Raw genomic sequence first — 20393 nt, 5'->3', positions numbered from 1 at the left:
GACGAGCTGCCCGACGGCGGGGTCAGCCCGGGAAGCCGAAGCAGGGGTAGTAGTCCTCGACACCGGGCCGCGGGTTCTCGATGCAGTGCCACTTCGTCTGCTCGACGACGGCACCCGGGTCGGTGGCGCTCACCGACCGCCCTGACACCCGCACCGACACCGTCGCCGTCGCGGGGCGGCGCAGCCCGTTCGTCGTCGAGCTGACGTTGCCGTCGCCGGTGTTGTCGTGGGTCGCCACGGTCGTGTGCTCGAGCGGACCGGTGCCCGTCCACGCCGCACTGAGGTGGACGGTGACGGGGTTGCCGGCGTCGTCGGTGCCGGGCAGGTCGGTCGTGACGGAGGCCTGGGTCAGCCTCGGGTCGACGACGAGGGGCGCGCTGTTCTGCGCGTCCGCCTCGAAGACGACGGTGCCGCCACCTCCCGCTGCGGCTCGGAGCGGCGCCGTCGCGCACGTGTCGCTGACGCGGACGAAGACGCTCGTCAGCCCCTGCTTGCCCACCGGGCCGGGCTGGGCGGCATACATCGCCACGCTCGATGAGACGAAGACCTCCGTCAGCTCGCACCCCTGGGCGGCGCTGACGACCGCCGACCCGGTGGTGTCCTTGATGGTGTGGTAGATCCGCGGTTGCGCCGCCACGGCGATCGAGGTCGCCCACGGCGCGAGGGCGAAGGGGACGGCCAGCGCGGCCGCGACGAGTGCTCGTCTCATGATGCCTCCCTGCTCTGCCCCCGGCCCCTCCAGCGTGGCACCGGGGCCGTGTGCCGTCAGGGCCCTCGGGCGTCTCGTCGGTCACACCCGCGGGGTCGGCGTCACAGGGTGACGGGGAGGCGGCCCTCGGCGCGGTCGCGGATGCCGCGCAGCATCTTCTGGCTCATCACCGAGCTCGCCACCGCCACCGGCTCGGCGAGCGCCGGCGACCAGGCGTGCGTGTAGTCGAACCGCTCGCGCGTGATGAGCCGCGTCGCGCGGTGCGGGTGGCGCCGCAGCACGAAGGACCACGTGAAGTCGTAGGGCGCCGCTGCTGCCGCAGCAGACGGTGGCCCCGACCCGGAGGCCGCGGAGGCCGGCGCGGCGTGCAGCACGAGGAAGCGCCCGGGCTCCACGGCCGCGACGGCGAGCGCCACCTTCGGGTGCAGCCGCACGAGGTCGCCGACGGCGAGCTGCTGCCACGCCTCGACGACCGTGTCGGCGCTGCGCAGCCGGCAGCCGAGCAGGTTCTCGAGGCGGTCGTAGCTGTAGAAGCCGCCCCGGTCGGCGCCGAGCTGCACGACCCACGGCCACACCTGCTCGAGTGGCGCCTCGATCGTGATCGAGCGGGTCGCGACGAGCGCCGCGCGGGGCAGGATCTCGTCGCCGGGCAGCGGCTCGCGGGCCTCCTCCGTCGTCGCGCCCCAGTGCAGCGCCGACCAGCGCGCCGTCAGCACCGAGAGCGCCCCGGCGGCGGCGCCGGCGACCGCGACCGGCACGGTGCGACCTCTCATGTCACCCACGGTAGCCCCGATGCCGTTGGCGGGCAGCAGGATCCGGCCGTCCATCGGCCGCCGCAGCGACCTGCCCGGGAAAAGATGGAGCCCGGCTCGCGGGTGCGAGTCCGGGCGTCCGGTGACGGTTCACGTACCACGTCGGGCCAACCGTCGAAGTCTGGGATGGGGGTGCCGTCCTGCCTCCGAGTCTCCTCGTCCGGCGCGGCGTGCACAGCCTGACACGCCGGCCCGCGCCATGTTCAGAAAATCGACAAAACACCCAAATCAACAGACCTCGACCGTCGAGATCAGCTGATCGGCGCGCCCGTCGGCAGCCCCGCGAGCGCCCCGTCGGGCACGACGTTGACGCACGACCACTCGAGCCCGAGCCGGTCCATGACGTCGGGGCTCGTCACGTGGTGGAGCGCGCCGCCCTGCACGAGCCAGACCGGGTCGCTCGACCGCTCACGCAGCAGGGTGTGGTCGAGCGGCACCTGCCGCAGCCCGCCGATCGAGCCCTGCGGCACCTCCTTGACCGCGCCCCAGTCGTGGCCGAGCGCCTCGAAGACCTCGGGCGAGGGGATCCAGAAGGCCTTGCCCCCGAAGACGACGTGGACCGGGTCGGTGCCGCGTTCGCGCACGAGGGTGCCGTTGCCCGGGTGCCGGGCGACGTGGCACATCGAGCCGGGCTTGGCCGCGAGCACGGCGTCCCAGAGGAAGCCGCCCGCGTCGAACTCGGCCGGCGAAGGGATCCAGAAGGCGCCGCCGCCGCGCACGACGTGGATGCGTGGGTCCGTCGAGTCGTGGATCGCGAGGCCGTCGGCGAGGTAGCCGGGCATCTTGCGGGTGTACGCCTCGACGAAGAGGCCGCGCCAGACCTGGCCGTTGCTGCCGACGATGTCGCGCTCGCCTGGGTCGTCGACCGTCGTGAGGCGCAGCCGCACCTCGACGCCGGGGTCGTTGTTGTCGTAGACGAGCACGTACGTGTAGCGGGCGTCCTGCTCGTAGCCGTAGGCGACGACCTGGTGGTCGTTGCCGAGGTCGGTGAGCGACCGGGCCTGGTTGAGCCCGAGCAGCACGGGCTGGCCGCTCTCGAGCCGTGACGTGAGCTTCGGCAGCTCGTCCTCGCGGGTCATCCGCGCGACGCCCTTGCCGCGCAGCCAGGTCGGGTGGTCGAGGCTCGTCGCGTAGTGGACGTAGGTGAGGCCGTTGTCGACGAAGGTGTCCATCAGCCGGCTGTAGACGTAGTCGGCGACGAGCGTGCCGTCCTGCGGCAGGCTGGGGTCGGTCGGCATCGCGAGCCCGGCGTACCAGTAGTCCATCGCCGCGGCCGCCATGCCGCCGCAGCGGCCGGCCGTCGTGAGGTCGATCCCGAGGCCGGGGATCGTCAGCACGTGGTTGGTGAACGAGTTCGCGAACGGGAAGCCGTGCTCGGCGGGCGTGAAGCGGATGCGCATGGTGGGCGCCTTTCCTCGGTGGGCGGTTCCGAGGAGAGGAGGCGCGGGCGCCGCATACCGATACGGGTGCGGCTACTCAGATCCCCCGTCGCCGTCCGGTCCCGTACGCCGTCCGCTCACTGCCGCTCGAAGGTCAGCGCGTCGGAGCCCGAGCTCGACGTCAGGGTCGTGTCGGAGCACGAGTAGCGCTGCAGGAAGCCCTGGTCGACAGGTGAGGGGCTCCCCTGCGCCTGGCCGTCGACGAAGGCCTGGAACGACGCCGTGTTGCTGACGATCTTCTCGGTGGCGGCACCGGGACTCGGCGCCCGGACGGTGGTGCGCAGCTGGCCGGTGAACTCGACGCGACTCTCGGAGCCACCCACGGTGACGGTGACGGGCTCCATCGAGCCGAAGTCGTAGGTGGCCTCGCCGTCGGTGCTGATCTCCAGCGAGAGGCCGGAGCCCCCCGAGGCGCTCTCGCCGCTGTCACCGGCGAGGGCGAGCGCGCTGCTGCGCCAGCTGCCGACGAGACAGGCGTCGCCGACGGCGCCGGCGGTCGTGCCACCCGGGTTGTCGGTGCCACCGCCCTGGTCGCGGTTGCCGTAGGCGGCGACCATGCCCGCCCCGACGGCGAGCAGCAGGGCGACCGCGAGCCCGACGAGCAGGAGCTTGCGGCGGCTCTTCGGGCGCGGCGGTTGGGCGGGTGGGGTCGGGCCGGAGAAGTAGGAGGGCGTGGGGGCGGCCGGCGACGCCGTCGGCGTCGTGGCGGCGGCCGGCGCAGCCGTCGGGGCGGGAGCGGCGGGCGCAGGCTGCGGCGCTGTGCGGGCGGCCTCCTCGAAGGCCTCGTCGAGCGCTCGGGAGGCGCTGACGTAGAGGTCCTCGCGCTCGCGCATCCCCTGCATGAGCCCGATGACGCCCTCGCGGTCGCGCGGGCGGTAGAGGCCCGCGCGCAGCTTCTGGATGACGGCATACTGCTGCTCGATCGTCAGGGACGGCTCGCGCACGAGCTCGCCGAGGCTGGAGAGGTACGAGATCGGCACCGGCGGCGGTTCGGGCAGCGGGTCGGGCAGCGGCGGCGCGGAGGGCAGGTTCTCGAGGGCCGCCATGAGGTCGAAGGGCGCCTGCGGGTTCGTCGGGGTGTAGTCGACGATCTGCAGCCGCCCGAGGTTGGCCGGCAGCAGGTCGGCGTTGAGCGGCTCGAGGGCGACGGGCAGCACCGGCTTGCCGAGCGCCTGGGCGTAGCGCAGCTCGGCCTTGCACGCGTCGGAGTCGAGCATCGCCTCCGAGACGCAGAGGAGCGCGACGTCGCAGCCGCGCAGCTGGTTCAGCACCTCGTCCCACCAGGTCTGACCGCCCTCGAGCTGCTCGTCGAGCCAGACCTCGTGGCGCAGGCGGTCGAGCCCCTTGAGCAGGGGCGGCACGAGCGCCTTGTCGATGCGGCTGTACGAAAGGAAAATGGTGCGTCCCACGGCGATGCCCTCCTGACCGATTCCTACTCTCCTACCGAGGCGCCCGGCGCGGAGCAGATACGTCGGAAGTCGGGCACATCACACGAGATCACTCGACGTCAGCCCGACGGGAGGTCATGCCTCGACAGCGGCCACCGAGAAACGCCGAAGGTGTCGATGTGGCCCACCCATATGTGAAAGTCGAGTGAGCCTGTACCCAGGGCTCGACCGGCAGGCCGTCGAACAGCCCTGTGCAGGCGGCAAGAACCGGTGCGCGTCACTGGCAAGCCGTGCATGACCTGAGCGAGGAGAGTCGGGTGCTGACGTCGTCATCCTCGGTTGCTACGCGCTTGGCCAAGCCTCCGCGCCCCCGATTCACCCCGAGAACCGGGGGCGCGGACGTCGGCATTGGCCGAGGCATCCCTCGTGCGGTCCCCGTGCCTGTCGACAAGGGCTTCGTCATGCCTGCGGTCGAAATAGTCTCATACGCAACCAATTCTGATGAATCTGCATGTATCACCTCCAATGTGTCGCACACTGACCAGCGCAATACGACCGCCTGAGACAGGGGAGAAGCCAGCCATGACCGACCAGCCGCCGCAGTACGGCGCCTATCCCGACCCAAACCTCCCTCCGCGCAGCGACGGGACCCCGTTCACGAGCCCCGGCGAGCACGTCGCCGTCAGCTCGCCGCCGCCCACGCCGACGAAGCGCCGAACCGGACTCATCGTCGGCGCCATCCTGACCGTCGCGGCCCTCGCGACAGGCGGGTACTCATCTTCACCAACATGGCGCCTGCGACAACCGTGACGCCCGCCACAGCAGCGACGTCGACCACGAAGCCGCCTACAAAGCTGGAGGCTGCCGTGACAGCCTGCTACCCCCTCGGCGAAGACACGACCGACCTAGGCCACACCCTCACCCTTCGCAACGTTGCCGCCAAAGAAGACGCGGGGCCCGCGGGCATGGATGACCTTCAGTGCGTATTCCGCGAGGTCGACGTCCCTCAATCGATTCTCGACCACATCGGCCAGACCCGTGCCATGGACGGCATCCAGACCGACTCGTGGGAGGGCATGAACGTCCGCTGGAACTACCACCCTGATAGCGGCCTCAACATCACCTTCACCGACCAGAAGTAGCCGACACCACCACCGGATGCTTGTCATAGCACTCCGGGAAGCGGCCACGTCGAGCCGTCGGAGGTGTCGATGAGCGCGGCGCGGTCGAAGCGCAGCGTCAGGGGCAGCCGGTCCGACGCCGCGTCGACGACCGTCGCCAGCGCGGCGCCCGCGACACCGGTGGACAGCGAGACGTGCGGCGTCCAGTGGCCGGGCTCATAGTGGCGGTGCAGCGTCGCGCCGGTCGCCCGCACGGCCTCGACGACGCGCTCGTGCCGCGCGGCGAGGTCGGGCGACGTGGCCCCCGCGAGCGCCACCCGGCGGCGCGGGAAGACGACCGAGCCCTGCACCGCGATCTCGACGGGGCCGCCGTCGGGTAGCCCGGCGACGGCGGCCCGGACCGCGGACTCCTTCCAGGCCAGCAGGACGGCATACGACAGGTGCGGCACGTGGCGACTGTGGGTGTGCGACAGCAGCGTCGGGATGCCAGCGGCCTCGAGCTGCGCCCACAGCTCGCGCACCAGACGGTCGGAGGTGAGGTCGAGCAGGAGGCAGAGCGCGAGCGCCATGTCCCATTGTCGGACGGCGCGCGCGCTGCGGCCCTACCGTGAGTGGGGTGAGCACCTCGGATGCCTTTGCCGTCCTCGCCAAGGAGCGCTACGTCTCGCTGACGACGTTCCGCCGATCCGGCGAGCCCGTGTCGTCGCCCGTGTGGATCGCGCCGGACGGCGACGAGCTCGTCGTCATCACGGTCGACCCGACCGGCAAGCTCAAGCGCCTGGCGCACACGCGGCGGGTCGAGCTGCGACCGTGCGACCTCCGGGGCCGCGTCGCCGAGGGCGCGCCGACCTTCTCGGGCCGGGCGACCGTCGACCGCTCCCCCGAGGCCGTGGCGACGGTCAAGCGGGCCGTGGCACGCAAGTACCTCTTCGCCCGCATCGGCGACACGGTCAGCGACCTGTTCTCGTGGGCCGTCAGGCGCAAACCACGCGCGGCGATCCGCATCACCCTCACCTGACCGGGCCGAACCTCAACCTTCGACAAAGGTTGAACATTCCGGGCGGGTGTGTTGTCGTTGGCGCGTGACTGTCCACGCCGCACCCCGCCTCGTCCAGCGCCAGCTGGGCCGCCTGCTGCGCAGCAAGGTGGCGGGCGACGACGCCCCGGCGCGCGCGCAGCGCATCTGGGGCGCGGAGGGCGAGCGCTGGTTCACCCCCACCGACCCGGTGTGGCGCGTGCACGCCGACGCGTCGATGTTCCCGGGCGGGGTCACCTCGCTGCTGCTGCAGATGCTCCACCCCATGGCGATGGCGGGTGTGGCCGGGCACAGCGGCTACAAGAGCGACCCGTGGGGGCGCCTGCAGCGGACCAGTCACTACCTCGCGACGACGACCTTCGGCACGATCGAGCACGCCGAGGAGTCGATCGCCATGGTCCGCTCGATCCACGAGCGGGTGCGCGGCAAGGACGCCTTCGGCCGGCCCTACCGCGCCGACGACCCCCGCCTGCTGATGTGGGTGCACGTCGCCGAGATCGACTCGTTCCTGCGCGCCTACCAGACTTTCGGCGAGGAGCCGCTGACCGACGAGGAGGCCGACGTCTACGTGCGCCAGGCCGGCATCCCGGCCGCGCGGCTCGGGGTCGTCGACCCGCCGCAGACGGTGGCCGAGCTGCGCGAGGTGCTGCAGGCGTACCGCCCCGAGCTCGAGACGACGGATGCCGCCCGCGAGGCCGCGCGCTTCCTGCTCCTCGACCCGCCGCTGCCCCTGCTCGCCCGCCCGGGCTACGGCGTCATCGCCTCGGGCGGTGTCTCTCTCCTGCCCGCGTGGGCGCGCGGCATGCTCGGCATCCCGCTTCCCGAGGTCGTCACCTCGTTCGTCGCGCGCCCGCTCGGCCACCTCGGCACGGCAGCGGTGCGCTGGGGCATGGCCGGGCTCGCCGAGCGCCGACCCTCCGACCAGCCGACCCACTCCCCCAGACCCCCCGACGGGAACGACGATCTCGTCGGGGTCCCGGCCGCCAGCTGAGCGGCCGACCTTTGACCGGGCCGGGTGTCGCTCAAGCAGCGGGCGCACCCGGCCCGGTGCCTACCCGGTCACCGTCCGGTCGTCATCCGGCGGCGGTCAGTAGCGCTCCCCGTTGAAGAAGTTCCGCGCGTAGCACTTGCCCTGGTAGCCGCCCTTCGTCGTGTAGACGGGGTAGCGGATGGCGCCCGAGGTCTGCGGGCCCCAGGCACCGTCGACCTTGATGCCGACCTTGGCCTGGACGTTCTTCAGGGCCTGCTTCGTCCTGGGCCCGAAGTAGCCGTCGACGTCGATCTTCTGGCCGTAGCACTTGCGGAGCGCGTCCTGCATGTGGAGGACGGCGACGCTCTTGTACGACCCGTGCGACGCCGACGTCATGCCGCACGTGAACGATCGGGTCGGGAAGTAGACCGGGATCTGGGTATACATCGAGGCACCCCAGCCGGTGCCGTAGGTGATGCTCGCGTACGTGCAGTTGGGGCTCGCGGCGTGGGCAGCCGTTGCCGGACCCATCGTCACCGCGCCGGTCGCCAGCGCAGCGGCCGCGAGCGCGGCTCCCGTCCATCGCCGCGTCCTTACGCTCGTGCTCATGCTCGTTCTCCTCGTCGTCGGGCCCGCCGGTGCGGCGGGCGCTCGGGCGCCCCCTGGAGGTGGCGCGCACCAGCCTGCCGCGTCGGGCCAGCGGGGACCCTGAGAACGCGCACTCTTGACAGGCGGCGGCGGGCGAGCCGGGTCAGTAGGCTGCGGCTGTGCCCAGACTCGTGCTCACCGTCATCGGCGACGACCGCGCCGGCCTCGTCAGTGCCCTCGCGGACGTCGTCACCGCCCACGACGGCAACTGGGAGGACAGCCAGCTCGCCGAGCTCGCCGGCAAGTTCGCCGGCATCGTCGTCGTCGGTGTGCCGGACGCCCGCGTCGACGCGTTGACCGCCGCACTGCGCGAGCTCGACGGGCTGCTCGAGGTGACGACCCACCCGGGCGCCGACGTCGAGGCCGCGGCGGGCGGCGTCGCCGACGACGCGTCCGCCCAGCGGCTCACGGTCGACCTGCTCGGCAACGACCGGCCCGGCATCGTCCGCGAGGTGTCGTCGGTGCTGAGCCGGCACGAGCTCTCGATCGAGACGATGACGACCGGCACGCGCGAGGCGCCGATGGCGGGCGGCCTGCTCTTCGAGGCGCACGTCGTCGTGCGGGTGCCGGCCGACTCCGACACGGCCGGGCTGCGGGCCGACCTCGAGCGGCTCGCGACCGAGCTGCTCGTCGACATCGCCGTCGCCTGACGCGAACGGAGCGGTCAGGAACGAGCTGACGGGGACGCGCTGACGGGAACGAGGAAGGGGCCCGCCTCGCGACTGCGAGCCCGGGCCCCGGCGGCGGTTCACGTACCACAACGGGCCAACCGCCAAAGTCTGCGTCGCTCCCGACGACCCCTCCAGTGAAACCGCTGCCGCGTGCCGAAATGTCTGGATCTCACGAGCCTTGCGGGACTCTTGCGAGGGCCTTGCGGCTCGGGCCGCGGCGCGCGGACCGCCACGGTGCGGCGCCGGGAACGGGACGGCATACGGCCTCGGGGGCGGGCAGCACCCCTTGTCTGGGGGAGCGTGCGCGGGGAGCCTGAGGGGATGGACGCACCAGGGGACGACGCGGGGGCGACCGCGCTGACGCACGCGCAGGCGGTGCCGATCGCCGACTACGGGTTCCTCTCCGACGGCGAGGTGACCGCGCTCGTCGCGCCGGGCGGCGACGTCGACTGGCTCTGCGTGCCGCGGCTCGACGCGCCGAGCGTCTTCGGCGCGATGCTGGGGCGGCACGCGGGGCGCTTCCGGCTCGGGCCGTCGGACGTCGCGGTGCCGACGGCGCGGCGCTACCTGCCAGGCACCATGGTGCTCGAGACGAGCTGGGGCACGCCGACGGGCTGGATCATCGTGCGCGACGTGCTGCTCATCGGGCCGTGGCACCACGACGACGGGGTGTCGCCGAAGCACCGCCGCACGCCGATGGACTACGACGCCGAGCACACGCTGCTGCGCAGCGTTCGGTGCGTGTCGGGCGAGGTGCAGCTCGTCATGGAGTGCGAGCCGGTGCTCGACTACGGGCGGGCGCCGGTGCGGTGGGACTACACGGAGCACGGCTACCACCAGGGGCGCACCACGTGCGACGGCTCCGACGTGTCGCTGCTGCTGACGACCGACCTGCGGCTGGGCTTCGAGGGCGGGCAGGCCACGGCGAGAACGCTGCTCAAGGCCGGTGACGAGCGCTTCCTCGCGCTGTCGTGGGGTGCGGTGCCACCGCCGCTGACGAGCGAGGAGGCGCACGACCGGCTCGAGTGGACCGCGCACCACTGGCAGCACTGGCTCGCACGCGGACGCTTCCCCGACCACCCGTGGCGCAGCTACCTGCAGCGGAGCGCCCTGACGCTCAAGGGGCTGACGTACGCGCCGACCGGCGCGATCGCAGCCGCAGCGACGACGTCGTTGCCCGAAACCATTGGCGGGCAACGGAACTACGACTACCGCTACACGTGGATCCGTGACGCGACGTTCGCGCTGTGGGGGATGTACTCCCTCGGGTTCGACTGGGAGGCCGTCGACTTCTTCTCGTTCATCGCTGACGTCGCCGAGCGCGACGACGACCTGCAGATCATGTACGGCATCGGCGGGGAGCGCGAGCTGCCCGAGTCGGAGCTCGACCACCTGCAGGGGTATGCCGGGTCGCGACCCGTGCGCGTCGGCAACGCCGCGCACGCGCAGGTGCAGCACGACGTCTGGGGCGCGCTGCTCGACTCGGTCTACCTCCACTCGAAGGTCGCCGACCACCTCGACGGGCGGATCTGGCCGATCCTCGGCAAGCAGGTCGAGGCGGCCCTCGCGCACTGGCGCGAGCCGGACGCCGGCATCTGGGAGGTGCGCGGCGAGCTGCAACACTTCACCTCGTCCAAGATCATGTGCTGGGTCGCGGCCGACCGCGGCGCACGGCTCGCGTCGATGATCGGCCAGGAGGCTCAGGCCGCACAGTGGGCGCAGGCGGCGGAGGAGATCAAGGCCGACGTCCTCGAGCACGGTGTCGACGGTCGCGGGGTGCTCGTGCAGCACTACGGGACGGACGCCCTCGACGCGTCGTTGCTGCTCGCGCCGCTCGTGCGGTTCCTGCCGCCCGACCACCCGGTCATCAGGGCGACGGTGCTCGCCATCGCCGACGAGCTGACCGTCGACGGGCTCGTGCTGCGCTACCGCGTCGACGAGACCGACGACGGGTTCAGCGGCGAGGAGGGCACCTTCACGATCTGCTCGTTCTGGCTCGTGTCGGCGCTGTCGGAGATCGGCGAGACGAAGCGCGCGCACGAGCTGTGCGCGAAGCTGCTCTCGTTCGCCGGCCCGCTCGAGCTCTACGCCGAGGAGATCGACACCCACACGGGCCGCCACCTCGGCAACTTCCCGCAGGCGTTCACGCACCTCGCCCTCATCAACGCGGTCATGCACGTCATCGCGGCCGAGAGCCCGGGCGAGCCGGAGATGTGAGGGGCGCAGCTGTGAGGGGGCTTCGGGGTCAACTCCTCGGCGGCGGGCGCTCGCGGCCGAGCGCCTGGAAGACCAGCTCGAAGAGGTGCTCCCGGTCGTCGCTGACCCCGAAGGCCCCGAGATGCTCGAGCTCACCGCGGTGCTTCGCGGCCGAGCGGCCGGCGTACACGATGACGGGAGGTCCGCCGCGGGCGATGACGGGGTGGCTGAGCAGGTCGCGGCCCGCACTGCCGGAGGCGTCGGACGACCAGCGCCGGCCGAGGTCGGTGATGACGAGGTCGTAGGTGGTGAGGAGCAGCTGCTCGACGGCCTCGCCGGACGACACGACGTTGTCGAAGACGATTCCCTCCTGGCGCAGCACCGACCGTTCGTACTCGTTGTTCGCCGGGTTGTCGTCGACCCAGAGGACGCGGGCCACGCGCCGCGGCGGCGCGGCGAGGTGCGGGACGGCGGCGACGAGCGCCTCGACCTGCTGGTCGAGGTCCGGCCCGCCCAGCGCCGTCGCGCTGGACCGCGTGATCCAGCGGAGGTCCGGGGGCAGGTCGGCCTCGCCCGGCATCGGCGCGCCGTCGAGCAGCACCGGGTGCACGGCGCACCCCTGGAACCGCGCTCGGCGCCACTCGAAGGCGACCGGGTCGAGCGGCTCGTGCAGGCGGGCGGGATCGAGGTCCTGCGCGATGAGCGCCAGCACGAGGTCGCTGCGGGCCAGCGCCTCCCGGATGACGTCGCGGTAGGCGTCGCCGTCGCTGATCGACCCGACGTCGAGGAAGGCGTCGTGCCCGGCGCGCCGGACGGCATACGTGAGGGCGAGCGCAGCGAACGAGGAGCTGCGCCTGCGGTACGAGATGAAGACGTGGCATCCAGCGGATCGGCCCACGGCCTCGTCGACAGGCGCTTTCGCGACCATGTGTTCAGGCTAGCGACGGGTGGTCGAGGCGTCATCGTCGCCGACCGACCGTCCGGGACTTCGACACGTCGCGGTAGGTGCCGTCGTCGTTGACGCGCTCGATGCCGATGGCGTCGATCCACCACCTCCCCCGGTAGGAGAGCAGGACGTAGAGGTAGGCACGCTCGCCGTCGATCCTGCGGATGGTGCGTCCGGTGCGAGTCACGATGCGATGGTCGGTCTGGCGGACGTCGGCGACGACCCGCACGCCGCCCTTCCAGATGACCACCGACACGTCGGAGACGGTGAGCATCGGCGCCTCGTGGCGCTGGCCCTTGCGGAAGAGGTAGGCCGCGCCCTCCCGGAAGTTCGCGCAGGTGCCGCACTCCTTGCTGGCCCGGTTGTCGAGGAGCGACGGCCGGGGCACGGTCCACGCGTCGTCCAGGCGCTCGAGGTAGTCCTCGACGTAGGCCTCGGCACCGCCCCAGCTGTGGTCGTGGAGCAGGTCCGGGCCCGGGACGCGTGGGCGCCACGCGACGACAGGTGCGGATGGACGTGGCGTCGTGGTGGGTGAGGCTGTGGCCACCGGTCGATTGGTGACGTCTGCGGCGGTGGTTGCTGGTGCCGCAGCGACGGGCGGGGAGCAGGCACTGGCCAGGGCTGCGAGGAGCAGGGCGACGAACGTCATGACCAAGGTCGTGGCTGCGCTGCTCCGTCGCCCTGCCATGTCGCGCTCCTCGCTCCGGCCGTGCTGCGAACGAGCGAACCACCGCGGCAGCGGGCGGCGTGAGCGTTGTCCACAGGGTCGGGTGCGGCGGCGATCGGGCCGCAGTGGTGGAATGGACGTCATGGCCGAGCATCAGGCAACCGTCAGTCCCAAGGTCGCCCAGCCCTACTGGGCGAAGCACGCCTACGAGGTGCTCGTCGAGACGGCCGGGCGCTACAACGCCGTCATCACCGACTCCGAGCTGGCCGACGAGGTGCAGCAGCGGTCCGGGCTGCACAGCACGACGCAGATGCGCAACTGGATCGGCGGGCTGCTCGCCGACCTCGCCAAGGTGAACCACGTGCGCAGCGAGCCGCCGCTCACTTCCCTCGTCGTGCACAAGGACGACGGCCGCGTCGGCGCCGGCTTCGACGAGGCCCTACGCCTGGCCGGCGAGCAGGTCAGCGACGACCCCGACGAGCGTGAGAATCGCGCCGCCGCGGCCCGCCTCGAGTGCTACCGGCACTGGGGCACCGACGTGCCTGACGACGCGGTGCCGACCGTGCACACGCGGACTCGCGCTCCCCGGGAACGCGCCTCGTCGACGCGCGCCGTTCGCCCGACGCGCAGCCCCGCGCCCGTCGAGCGCCGCGGCGCGGTCTGCCCCACCTGCTTCATGGAGATGCCCGTCTCCGGCACCTGCCCCAACTGCGACTGAAACCCGACTCAAGCGCAGATCCGGATTCCTTCTGACCCGAGCAGCTGTGCCCCAGCATGAGCGGTGAACGGGCCGGCGCGTCAGCTCGTTGCACCTAGCGTACGGGGTTACGCTCCATTCGGCTGCTGGTCGAGGAGGCCGCGGCGGACGAGTCCCGTTACGAGGGGTGACCGCCTTGGCCGTGTTTGAGCACGTATGACATCACGTCACCCCGCCGCGGCGGGTGAGCTGACCTTAGTGAGATCTCGGTCGTGTGGTTCAGTCCGGCTGACGCTCGTCCGTTGCTTACAGTTAGGGCGCGCGATTGATGTGGAGCACGCCGCGCCGCTCGGGTTGCCCGAGTACGGCCAGCCGCAGAACCTGCCGATGTCGACGCGGACGACGCTGGATACAGACGAAAGCAGAGGCATGGCGAAGCACAAGGGTCGGCTGGAACTCACGTGGACGGACAAGGACAAGACCCTCCTGTCGATAAAGGATGGCACGTACGACTACACCTTCGCTGAGGCCTCGGACTACCGGTCCTCCGAAATTCGACTCCTGCACGAGGTCGACCGCGTGGAGGAGGAAGTTCCCGCCGACCGACCTACGAACTTGCCCGTCCCGACTTACGGGAACTTGCTGATCACCGGCGACGCGATGCACGCGCTGGACGCGCTGGCGAAGACCCCCGAGTACGCCGACGAGTACCTCGGGAAGGTCGCGTTGGTCTACATCGACCCGCCGTTCAACACGAAGAAGACCTTCACCGACTACGAAGACAACATCGAGCACTCAATCTGGCTCACGATGCTTCGCGACCGGCTCCGCCAAATCAAGCCCCTTATGGCGGACGACGGCGTGATCTGGGTCCACCTCGATGACGCCGAGCTGCACCGCTGCAGGTCCGTAATGGACGAGGAGTTAGGGGCAGAGCACTTCCTGGGCACCGTTATCTGGCAGAAGGCGGACGGCCCGCGCAACGACCTTCCGAACTTTTCCGTCGACCACGACACGCTTCTCGTCTACGGCAAAACCGCCAAGTCCGGTCTCGTGCGCGGAGCACGCGACGAAGCCCTCAACTCCATCTACCGCTCGGTGGACGGCGACCCGCAGCCCTGGTATGACGACAACCCGACCGCACCGAGCGCACACCGGAACCAGACGTGGGTCTATGCCATCCAGTCTCCCGTCACCGGCGACCCCCTCTACCCAGCAAAGGGCAGGTGCTGGGGTACCAAGCAGGAGACCGTATTCGCGGCGCTTTCGGAGTACGCGGAGTACGAACTGCGCGTACTCGATGACGACGACGTGCGCGCAGAAATCTGCGGCGTTCCTGTTGACGAGGTGCGCAAGGGCATCCCGGCGCTCATGCTGGCCGTCCCGTTGGAGGACGCACAGGAATCGACCGCGAAGCGCAAGGAGCAGGGAACCTGGCCGGAGTACATCATTCGACCCAAGGGCACCATCGGACGTAAACGCCCTCAGCCGGACACGGGCTCAAACACCCGCACGCTCTGGTTCAACGACGAGGTGGGCCACAACCGCGAGGCCAAGGCCGAGATCAAGGCGCTCTTCCCGGGCCGGACTCCTTTCGCCACTCCGAAGCCGGAGCGACTCCTTCGGAAGGTCATCGAGACGTCCACCCATCCCGGTGACATTGTGCTGGACTGCTTCGCAGGGTCTGGGACCACTGCTGCTGTCGCCCACAAGCTGGGACGTCGCTGGGTCACCACAGAACTCATCGGGGAAACCGTCGACACCTTCACGAAGCCGAGGCTGGCGAAGGTGGTGCGCGGCGAGGACCCTGGTGGCGTCACCACGATCGCTGAGCGTCTCGCGGCTGAAGGGGTTGAGTTGCCCGAGGACGTTTCCCCGATGCAGGCACAGAACTTCCAGAAGGTTCTCGGGAAGGTGTTGGCCTCTGAGGACGAGGCATACCTGACCGTTGCGCTCGACAAGGAGCTCGCCAAGATCGTGCGAGCAGCGAGTAAGTCAGGCGCCGGACCGCTCGACCCCTATGAAACCAAAACACTGCTCGATTTGCTGAAGAAGATCGGCTCAAAGGACGCTCTGGCGACGCTGGACTTCACCAAGCAAGCCAGGAGCCAGTTGAACCGCCTCACCAAGACCAAAGACGCCGAGACCCAGGTCTGGCACGGAGGCGGTGGCTTCACGCACCTTCGTGTCGGACAATCCATGTTCGTCGAGATGGCCGGAGATCCTCGACACGGTTGAGGTCCTCGCCCATGAGAAGTACGAAGAACTTCTCAAGAAGCGGGAGGTGCTCAACCAAGCATTCATCGACTACGGAACCTACGCCGAGGTCCGACGCCTCGCCGATGGAACAGAGGTCGTCCGGCAGAAAGCGACCGAAACCGAAGCGCCAGTCATCCTTCCCCCCGCACCGCTGCCCGTCTCCACCGAGGGAGCAGCCCCGATTGGCGGTGAATGGACCGCGACTCCTGTTGGCATCGTCGACGTGGTTACCCGAACGGCGCAAGCAGCCGTAGAGGCGAAGAAGACCGCCGAACTAATCCGCTATCAGCCCATCACACATCGCGAGCCGATCCTCGTTCCCCAAATTACGTCCGTTCCGAAGGCAGCCGCGATCAGCCTCAACGAGATCGACGAAGACCAGTACATTCGGTTCGAGCAGTTGGGGAAGGCGCTCACCAGCGACTACTCCGACGAACTCCGGCGGACCAAGATCACTGCGACCCGACAGGGCGACACGGTCACGATGGACGTCGAGACGGCCTCGGACAAAATCGCTTCCACACTGGCACTCGACATCCCGCTTTCCTCCACGAGGGAGAGCCTATTGCGGCGCGTCATGAGCGTTAAGGGCGTCCAATACCGGCCTCTGGAAGTCGGCGCCGCCCAACGGATCGTCGACCGTCTCATCTCAGCAATGGGCGACGACGCTGGGGCGTTCCTCTCCGCATTCGGCGACCGCTGCGGACAACGAGTCGCAGCTGAGGTAACCCGCGCACTTAGCGACGCCAGCCGCGCGCAGGTCACGTACGAGGACGAAGTCGCTCTTGAACCACTCATCAAAATCAGGGAGGCACGCAAGGAGCGCGTTTCCGGACATGCGGACGGCTCTTTCAACAAGTCCAACGCCTTCAACGGGTGGGACAAGAACCTTTACAGCCACTGCTGGTTCGACACCCTGCCGGAGTTCAAGGCGGCTAACGCTATCGACGCCGGGCGAAGTGTCGTGGTCTGGGCGCGACTCCACATCAACGACATTCCGATTACCTGGACCGCTGACGGACGTCGCTACAACCCCGACTTCGTCGTCGTCGAGGAGGTCGACGGCAAGCGCATCGGATGGCTAGTCGAGACCAAGGCCGATAAGGACGTGGACTCCTCGGAGGTCATCGAGAAGCGCCGGGCCGCACGCAAGTGGGCCAACACGGTGAACTCGTCGCCCGCCGTGGAGATGGAGTGGAGGTACCTGCTGCTCAGCGAACAGGACGTGGCTGATGCCCTCGGCTCGTGGGAGCACATGAAGGGATTCGGACAATGACCCACTCCGCCGCCAGTGCCTGGCGGCGTACGAGCCCCTCAGGGTACGCGCCCCGCTCTAGGTGGTCGCTGCCGTGAGATCAACCCCGCCTGTGCGGAGGAGGCTTCGCAAACGGTCGCGGTACACGCGCAGTTCCTCGTACGTGAGGCTGACTGCGTCTCCAGCCGTTCGCGGCGACGCTCCGGCAGCTACCAATCGAGCTTCGGCGGCGGAGTCGATCACGCGCGTGCCGTGCGCGAAAGCATTCCGCACCACCGCCACCTCTACGGCGCCACCTTCCCCTTCGAAGACTCCGGTCCAGTCCCGGCCGTTCGCATCAAGCAAGAGCTTGCCCCAGGTTTCAATGCCACCGGCTGCACGCGAGTCGATGCCCAACTTTGAGGTTGCGGCTGCCTCTGTGAGCGCATACGTGTGAATGAGCACTGACGCATAGAGAGTTACCTCGTCATCGACCGCGGCGAGGTGGCTAGCGAGAGCGACTTGGTACCGTCGCACCCCAGTGGTCGTAGTGATCTGAACTATTTGAGGGTCGGCGAGCTCAAGCGAATGCCACAGGTTCCTCTCTCGCGCGAATGCCACCCGGGCGCTTTCGAGGAATCGAGTGAGCGCACCCCATTCCGTCCAGACAGTGGACATCGAAACCTCCTTGTACCTGTGAGAGCCTGGCGGTCGGAGTTCGACAGTAAGGCATGTCTGGTCGGAAGTGATCACTTGGCGAATGTCGGCACCATCCTTCCGCCAGTTGTCGGCAACGCTCGAATGTGGGGCCGATGCGACGCTCGAAAATGAGGCCACTGGTTCGTGGTTCTAGTCTGCCGTGTCCTGGGTTCTGATGCTCGGCAGCGTGTCGATGCCGCGGTTGCGTAAGCGGTAGCTGGCGCCTTTGAGGGTCAGGACCTCGGCGTGGTGCACGACGCGGTCGATCATCGCGGCGGCGACGGCCTGGTCGCCGAAGACGCCTCGCCAGCCGCTGAAGAGCAGGTTGGAGGTCAGGATCAGCGAGGCGTGTTCGTAGCGGGATGAGACGAGTTGGAAGAACAGGTTCGCGGCGTCCTGCTCGAAGGGCAGGTAGCCGACCTCGTCGACGATGATCAGCGCGTACCGGCGCAGCCTGGCTAGCTCGGCTGGGAGGCGTCCGGCGCGGTGGGCCTCGGTCAAACGAGTGACCCAGTCGGTCGCGGTCGCGAACAGCACGCGGTGGCCGTGGCCGGCGGCAGCGATGCCCAGGCCGGTGGCCAGGTGGGTCTTGCCGGTGCCGGGCGGCCCGAGGAGCACGACGTTGCGGGCCTCCGTCAGGAAGCTGCCGGAGGCCAGCGCGGCGATCGGTTGGCAGGCGGCGGGTTGGGCGTCCCAGTCGAACTCCTCGAGGCTCTTCCGGGCCGGGAAACCGGCGGCGCGGATCCGTAGCTGCGCGCCGTAGGCGTTGCGGGCGGCGACCTCCCGGTCCAGGATCGCGACGAGGTACTCCTCGTGACTCCAGCCGGCGTCGCAGGCGTGGTCAGCCAGCCTGGCGGCGAACTCGGTGATCCGAGGCGCTTTCAACGCTGCCGCCAAGTAGGTCAGCTGCTTGAGCGCCTCGCTGATCGCGTCAGTCTTCGTCGTCGCCATCAGGCCACCTCACCGTTGGTCAGGTCGGTCAGGTTGGTCAGGTCGGCGAGGCCGAAGGCGCGGTCGTAGTCGGCGAGGTCACGCGCGAGCTCGTCCTCGACAGCAGGAGTGGGCTGCGTCGGGTGGGTGGGATGGGTGGGATGCAGGTACTGCTGGCGCAGCTGCTTGGCAGAGGCGAGGTGGACCGGGTCGGTGACCGTCAGCCCCGGGCCCACGCCCGAGCGTGCCTTGCTACGAGGCGCCCCTCGTGCCGGACCTCGACATGGTGCAGGTCGGCGCGCACGTCGACGAACCGGCCGATCAGGGCCGGGTCGACCGAGTAGTCGCTGCTGTCGACCCGCACGTAGTAGTCCCGCCCGAGCCTGACCCGGTTGGCCCAACCGACCGCCGGTGGCACCGGCGGCAGCGGCAGCATCGCCGCCCGATCGGCCGGGATCAGGTCCACCGGTCGTGCCTTGATGGTGCGCACCGTCCGGGTGTTCGCGGTGGCCAGCCAGTCGGTGAACTGGGTGTTGAAGTCGGCCGGCGAGCTGAAGGTGCGCCCGGGCATGAACGAGGTTTCGAAGAACTGGTTGCGCCGCTCGACGATGCCCTTGGACTCCGGATCCCGAGGCCGGAGCCGCACCAGCGTGGTGGCCAGCGGGCCGGTGAACGCGGCCACCCCCTCGGCGTGGCGTTTCCCGCGGCCGATGCCCGGCTCGTTGTCCCAGATGAGCCGTCGCGGCACCCGGCCCAGCTGCTGGAGCAGCTCCCACGTCCCAGCCAGCAGGTCCTCGGTGCGGCGGGTCGGGATCATCCGGCCGAGGACGAACCGCGAGTGCGCCACAGTGATCACCAGCACCGGCAACAACACGCTGGTGCCGTCCTCGAGCGGGATCTTCCGCGGCGGGAACCACAGATCGCACTGCGCCGCGTCCCCAGCCAGCCACACCAGACGGTCCGCGGGGTGGACCGGCCGGTACTGCGGCCGCAGCGCCCGGACGTTGTCGCGGAACCAGGTGATCGACCCCGTCCAGCCGACCCGCTCGGCGATCACCGTCGCCGGCATATCGGGATGCTCAGCCAGCAGCTGCACCACCCGCGGCTCGAACGGCGTTCACGCCGTTGCCACCGGCGGCCGCTCGTACTTCGGCGGCCGGTTCGAGACCACCGCCCGCGCCACCGTCGCCCGCCCGGGGCCCAGGTCACGTGCGACCTGACGCTGCGGCACACCCTCGGCGACCAGCCGCCGGATCAGGGCCGATCCTCCACTAAGATCACCCATCCAATCTGTCTGGATGGCCTCGTTTTCGATCGTCGCTATGGCCCTATTTTCGAGCGTCGTCGACAAGACCGTCAGCAGTCCCCAACCCGTTTCATGTTTTCGACCTTCTCGGCGCTGTTGCCCCGCTCACGATCCGAGCTCGGCACCGAACACCGCCGCAGACCAGAGCCATCTGGCCGTTCAAGGTGAAACGGATGAGGTGTCAACGGCGGCTGAAAATGGACCCCGCCCCGTCGATCAGGGGTCAGTTTTCACCCGACGTCGACATCCGCGTCTTAACGCCGCGAAGGGGACATGTCCGGGTCAAGAGGCTCTGAACCGGCGCATTTAACTAACAGTTGCGGACGTGTCTACGCTTTCCCTGTGACTACATGCCACCTCCGAGCACGCCAGTCCCCCGTATCACCAACTCGGTTAATACCGTTGTCGCAATCATGGAAGACGATGAAGCGACGACTTAACCGCCAACGGCCTAGGCACGTTCGCGAACACCGGCCCAGAGGCGGACCCGATGGGCACCGCCTCGCGTGAAAGGTCCTCGACGAGGAGTTCCGGAAACTGTAAAACTGCCGGGAAATGCAACGAGCCCCACCGCGTGTGCGGTGGGGCTCGTTGTGAATGGTTGTCCGGCTGCGTCCTACTCTCCCACACCGTCACCAGTGCAGTACCATCGGCGCTGAAGGGCT

At 69.5% G+C, this 20393-nt stretch carries 18 protein-coding genes and 1 pseudogene; 8 read left to right on the top strand and 11 right to left on the bottom strand.

Annotation, left to right across the window (positions count from 1 at the left end):
- Positions 1–22: 22 nt before the first annotated feature.
- From ABD979_RS02325 to ABD979_RS02310, 4 genes are all read right to left on the bottom strand, one after another.
- The gene (locus ABD979_RS02325) at positions 23–709 is read right to left on the bottom strand and encodes a hypothetical protein (protein ID WP_345505818.1); all 687 of its coding nucleotides are present in this window, start codon (positions 707–709) and stop codon (positions 23–25) included.
- A 101-nt stretch (positions 710–810) separates the two neighbouring features.
- On the bottom strand, positions 811–1482 hold the full coding sequence (locus ABD979_RS02320; RefSeq protein WP_345505817.1) for an SRPBCC family protein: 672 nt from the start codon (positions 1480–1482) through the stop codon (positions 811–813).
- 290 nt (positions 1483–1772) lie between these two features.
- Positions 1773–2921, bottom strand: a complete 1149-nt coding sequence (locus tag ABD979_RS02315; protein WP_345505816.1) for a hypothetical protein — start codon at positions 2919–2921, stop codon at positions 1773–1775.
- Positions 2922–3037: 116 nt separating this feature from the next.
- Positions 3038–4369: a toll/interleukin-1 receptor domain-containing protein gene (locus tag ABD979_RS02310; RefSeq protein ID WP_345505815.1), complete on the bottom strand. Its 1332-nt coding sequence runs from the start codon at positions 4367–4369 to the stop codon at positions 3038–3040.
- Positions 4370–4930: 561 nt separating this feature from the next.
- Between ABD979_RS02310 and ABD979_RS02305 the strand changes: the two genes are divergently transcribed.
- Positions 4931–5158 (top strand): hypothetical protein, encoded by a 228-nt coding sequence (locus ABD979_RS02305; RefSeq protein ID WP_345505814.1) that lies wholly within the window; start codon positions 4931–4933, stop codon positions 5156–5158.
- A gap of 355 nt (positions 5159–5513) precedes the next feature.
- Here the strand turns inward: ABD979_RS02305 and ABD979_RS02300 are convergent, their stop codons facing one another.
- Positions 5514–6038 carry a 2'-5' RNA ligase family protein gene (locus ABD979_RS02300; protein WP_345505813.1) on the bottom strand — a complete coding sequence of 175 codons (525 nt, stop codon included), beginning with the start codon at positions 6036–6038 and terminating at the stop codon, positions 5514–5516.
- Positions 6039–6085: 47 nt separating this feature from the next.
- Here ABD979_RS02300 and ABD979_RS02295 point away from each other — a divergent pair, with 47 nt between their 5' ends.
- Entirely contained in the window at positions 6086–6487 is a 402-nt protein-coding gene (locus tag ABD979_RS02295; protein ID WP_345505812.1) for a PPOX class F420-dependent oxidoreductase, read from the top strand.
- A 64-nt stretch (positions 6488–6551) separates the two neighbouring features.
- The gene (locus ABD979_RS02290) at positions 6552–7496 is read left to right on the top strand and encodes an oxygenase MpaB family protein (RefSeq protein ID WP_345505811.1); all 945 of its coding nucleotides are present in this window, start codon (positions 6552–6554) and stop codon (positions 7494–7496) included.
- A gap of 96 nt (positions 7497–7592) precedes the next feature.
- Here ABD979_RS02290 and ABD979_RS02285 read toward each other — a convergent pair whose 3' ends face one another.
- Positions 7593–8084 (bottom strand): peptidoglycan-binding domain-containing protein, encoded by a 492-nt coding sequence (locus ABD979_RS02285; protein WP_345505810.1) that lies wholly within the window; start codon positions 8082–8084, stop codon positions 7593–7595.
- Positions 8085–8242: 158 nt separating this feature from the next.
- On the opposite strand from ABD979_RS02285, the gene ABD979_RS02280 reads away from it, so the two are divergent.
- Positions 8243–8773 (top strand): glycine cleavage system transcriptional repressor, encoded by a 531-nt coding sequence (locus tag ABD979_RS02280; protein WP_345505809.1) that lies wholly within the window; start codon positions 8243–8245, stop codon positions 8771–8773.
- 342 nt (positions 8774–9115) lie between these two features.
- Entirely contained in the window at positions 9116–11011 is a 1896-nt protein-coding gene (locus ABD979_RS02275) for a glycoside hydrolase family 15 protein (RefSeq protein WP_345505808.1), read from the top strand.
- A gap of 28 nt (positions 11012–11039) precedes the next feature.
- On the opposite strand, the gene ABD979_RS02270 is transcribed toward ABD979_RS02275, so the two are convergent.
- Positions 11040–11918, bottom strand: a complete 879-nt coding sequence (locus tag ABD979_RS02270) for a TIR domain-containing protein (RefSeq protein ID WP_345505807.1) — start codon at positions 11916–11918, stop codon at positions 11040–11042.
- A gap of 31 nt (positions 11919–11949) precedes the next feature.
- The gene (locus tag ABD979_RS02265) at positions 11950–12483 is read right to left on the bottom strand and encodes a hypothetical protein (RefSeq protein ID WP_345505806.1); all 534 of its coding nucleotides are present in this window, start codon (positions 12481–12483) and stop codon (positions 11950–11952) included.
- Between the two features lie 262 nt (positions 12484–12745).
- Here ABD979_RS02265 and ABD979_RS02260 point away from each other — a divergent pair, with 262 nt between their 5' ends.
- The 3 genes from ABD979_RS02260 (at position 12746) to ABD979_RS02250 (ending at position 16835) form a co-directional block, all read left to right on the top strand.
- Entirely contained in the window at positions 12746–13321 is a 576-nt protein-coding gene (locus ABD979_RS02260) for a hypothetical protein (protein WP_345505805.1), read from the top strand.
- A gap of 408 nt (positions 13322–13729) precedes the next feature.
- A complete protein-coding gene (locus ABD979_RS02255; protein ID WP_345505804.1) occupies positions 13730–15538 on the top strand; it encodes a site-specific DNA-methyltransferase in 1809 nt (602 codons plus the stop codon).
- Positions 15486–16835 (top strand): restriction endonuclease, encoded by a 1350-nt coding sequence (locus tag ABD979_RS02250; RefSeq protein ID WP_345505803.1) that lies wholly within the window; start codon positions 15486–15488, stop codon positions 16833–16835. The genes ABD979_RS02255 and ABD979_RS02250 overlap by 53 nt, the downstream gene beginning before the upstream one ends.
- Before the next feature lie 57 nt (positions 16836–16892).
- Here the strand turns inward: ABD979_RS02250 and ABD979_RS02245 are convergent, their stop codons facing one another.
- From ABD979_RS02245 to istA, 3 genes and pseudogenes are all read right to left on the bottom strand, one after another.
- The gene (locus tag ABD979_RS02245) at positions 16893–17471 is read right to left on the bottom strand and encodes a hypothetical protein (RefSeq protein ID WP_345505802.1); all 579 of its coding nucleotides are present in this window, start codon (positions 17469–17471) and stop codon (positions 16893–16895) included.
- Positions 17472–17642: 171 nt separating this feature from the next.
- The gene (gene istB / locus ABD979_RS02240; protein WP_345505801.1) at positions 17643–18443 is read right to left on the bottom strand and encodes an IS21-like element helper ATPase IstB; all 801 of its coding nucleotides are present in this window, start codon (positions 18441–18443) and stop codon (positions 17643–17645) included.
- Positions 18443–19707, bottom strand: a pseudogene (gene istA / locus ABD979_RS02230) (IS21 family transposase). Before istA ends, istB begins: the two are co-directional and overlap by 1 nt.
- Between the last annotated feature and the right edge of the window lie 686 nt (positions 19708–20393).

It is taken from the genome of Terrabacter aeriphilus (assembly GCF_039542985.1).
Classification (GTDB): domain Bacteria; phylum Actinomycetota; class Actinomycetes; order Actinomycetales; family Dermatophilaceae; genus Terrabacter; species Terrabacter aeriphilus.
Note: the sequence above shows the minus strand (reverse complement) of the source record. Positions and strands in the feature narration are given on the sequence as shown.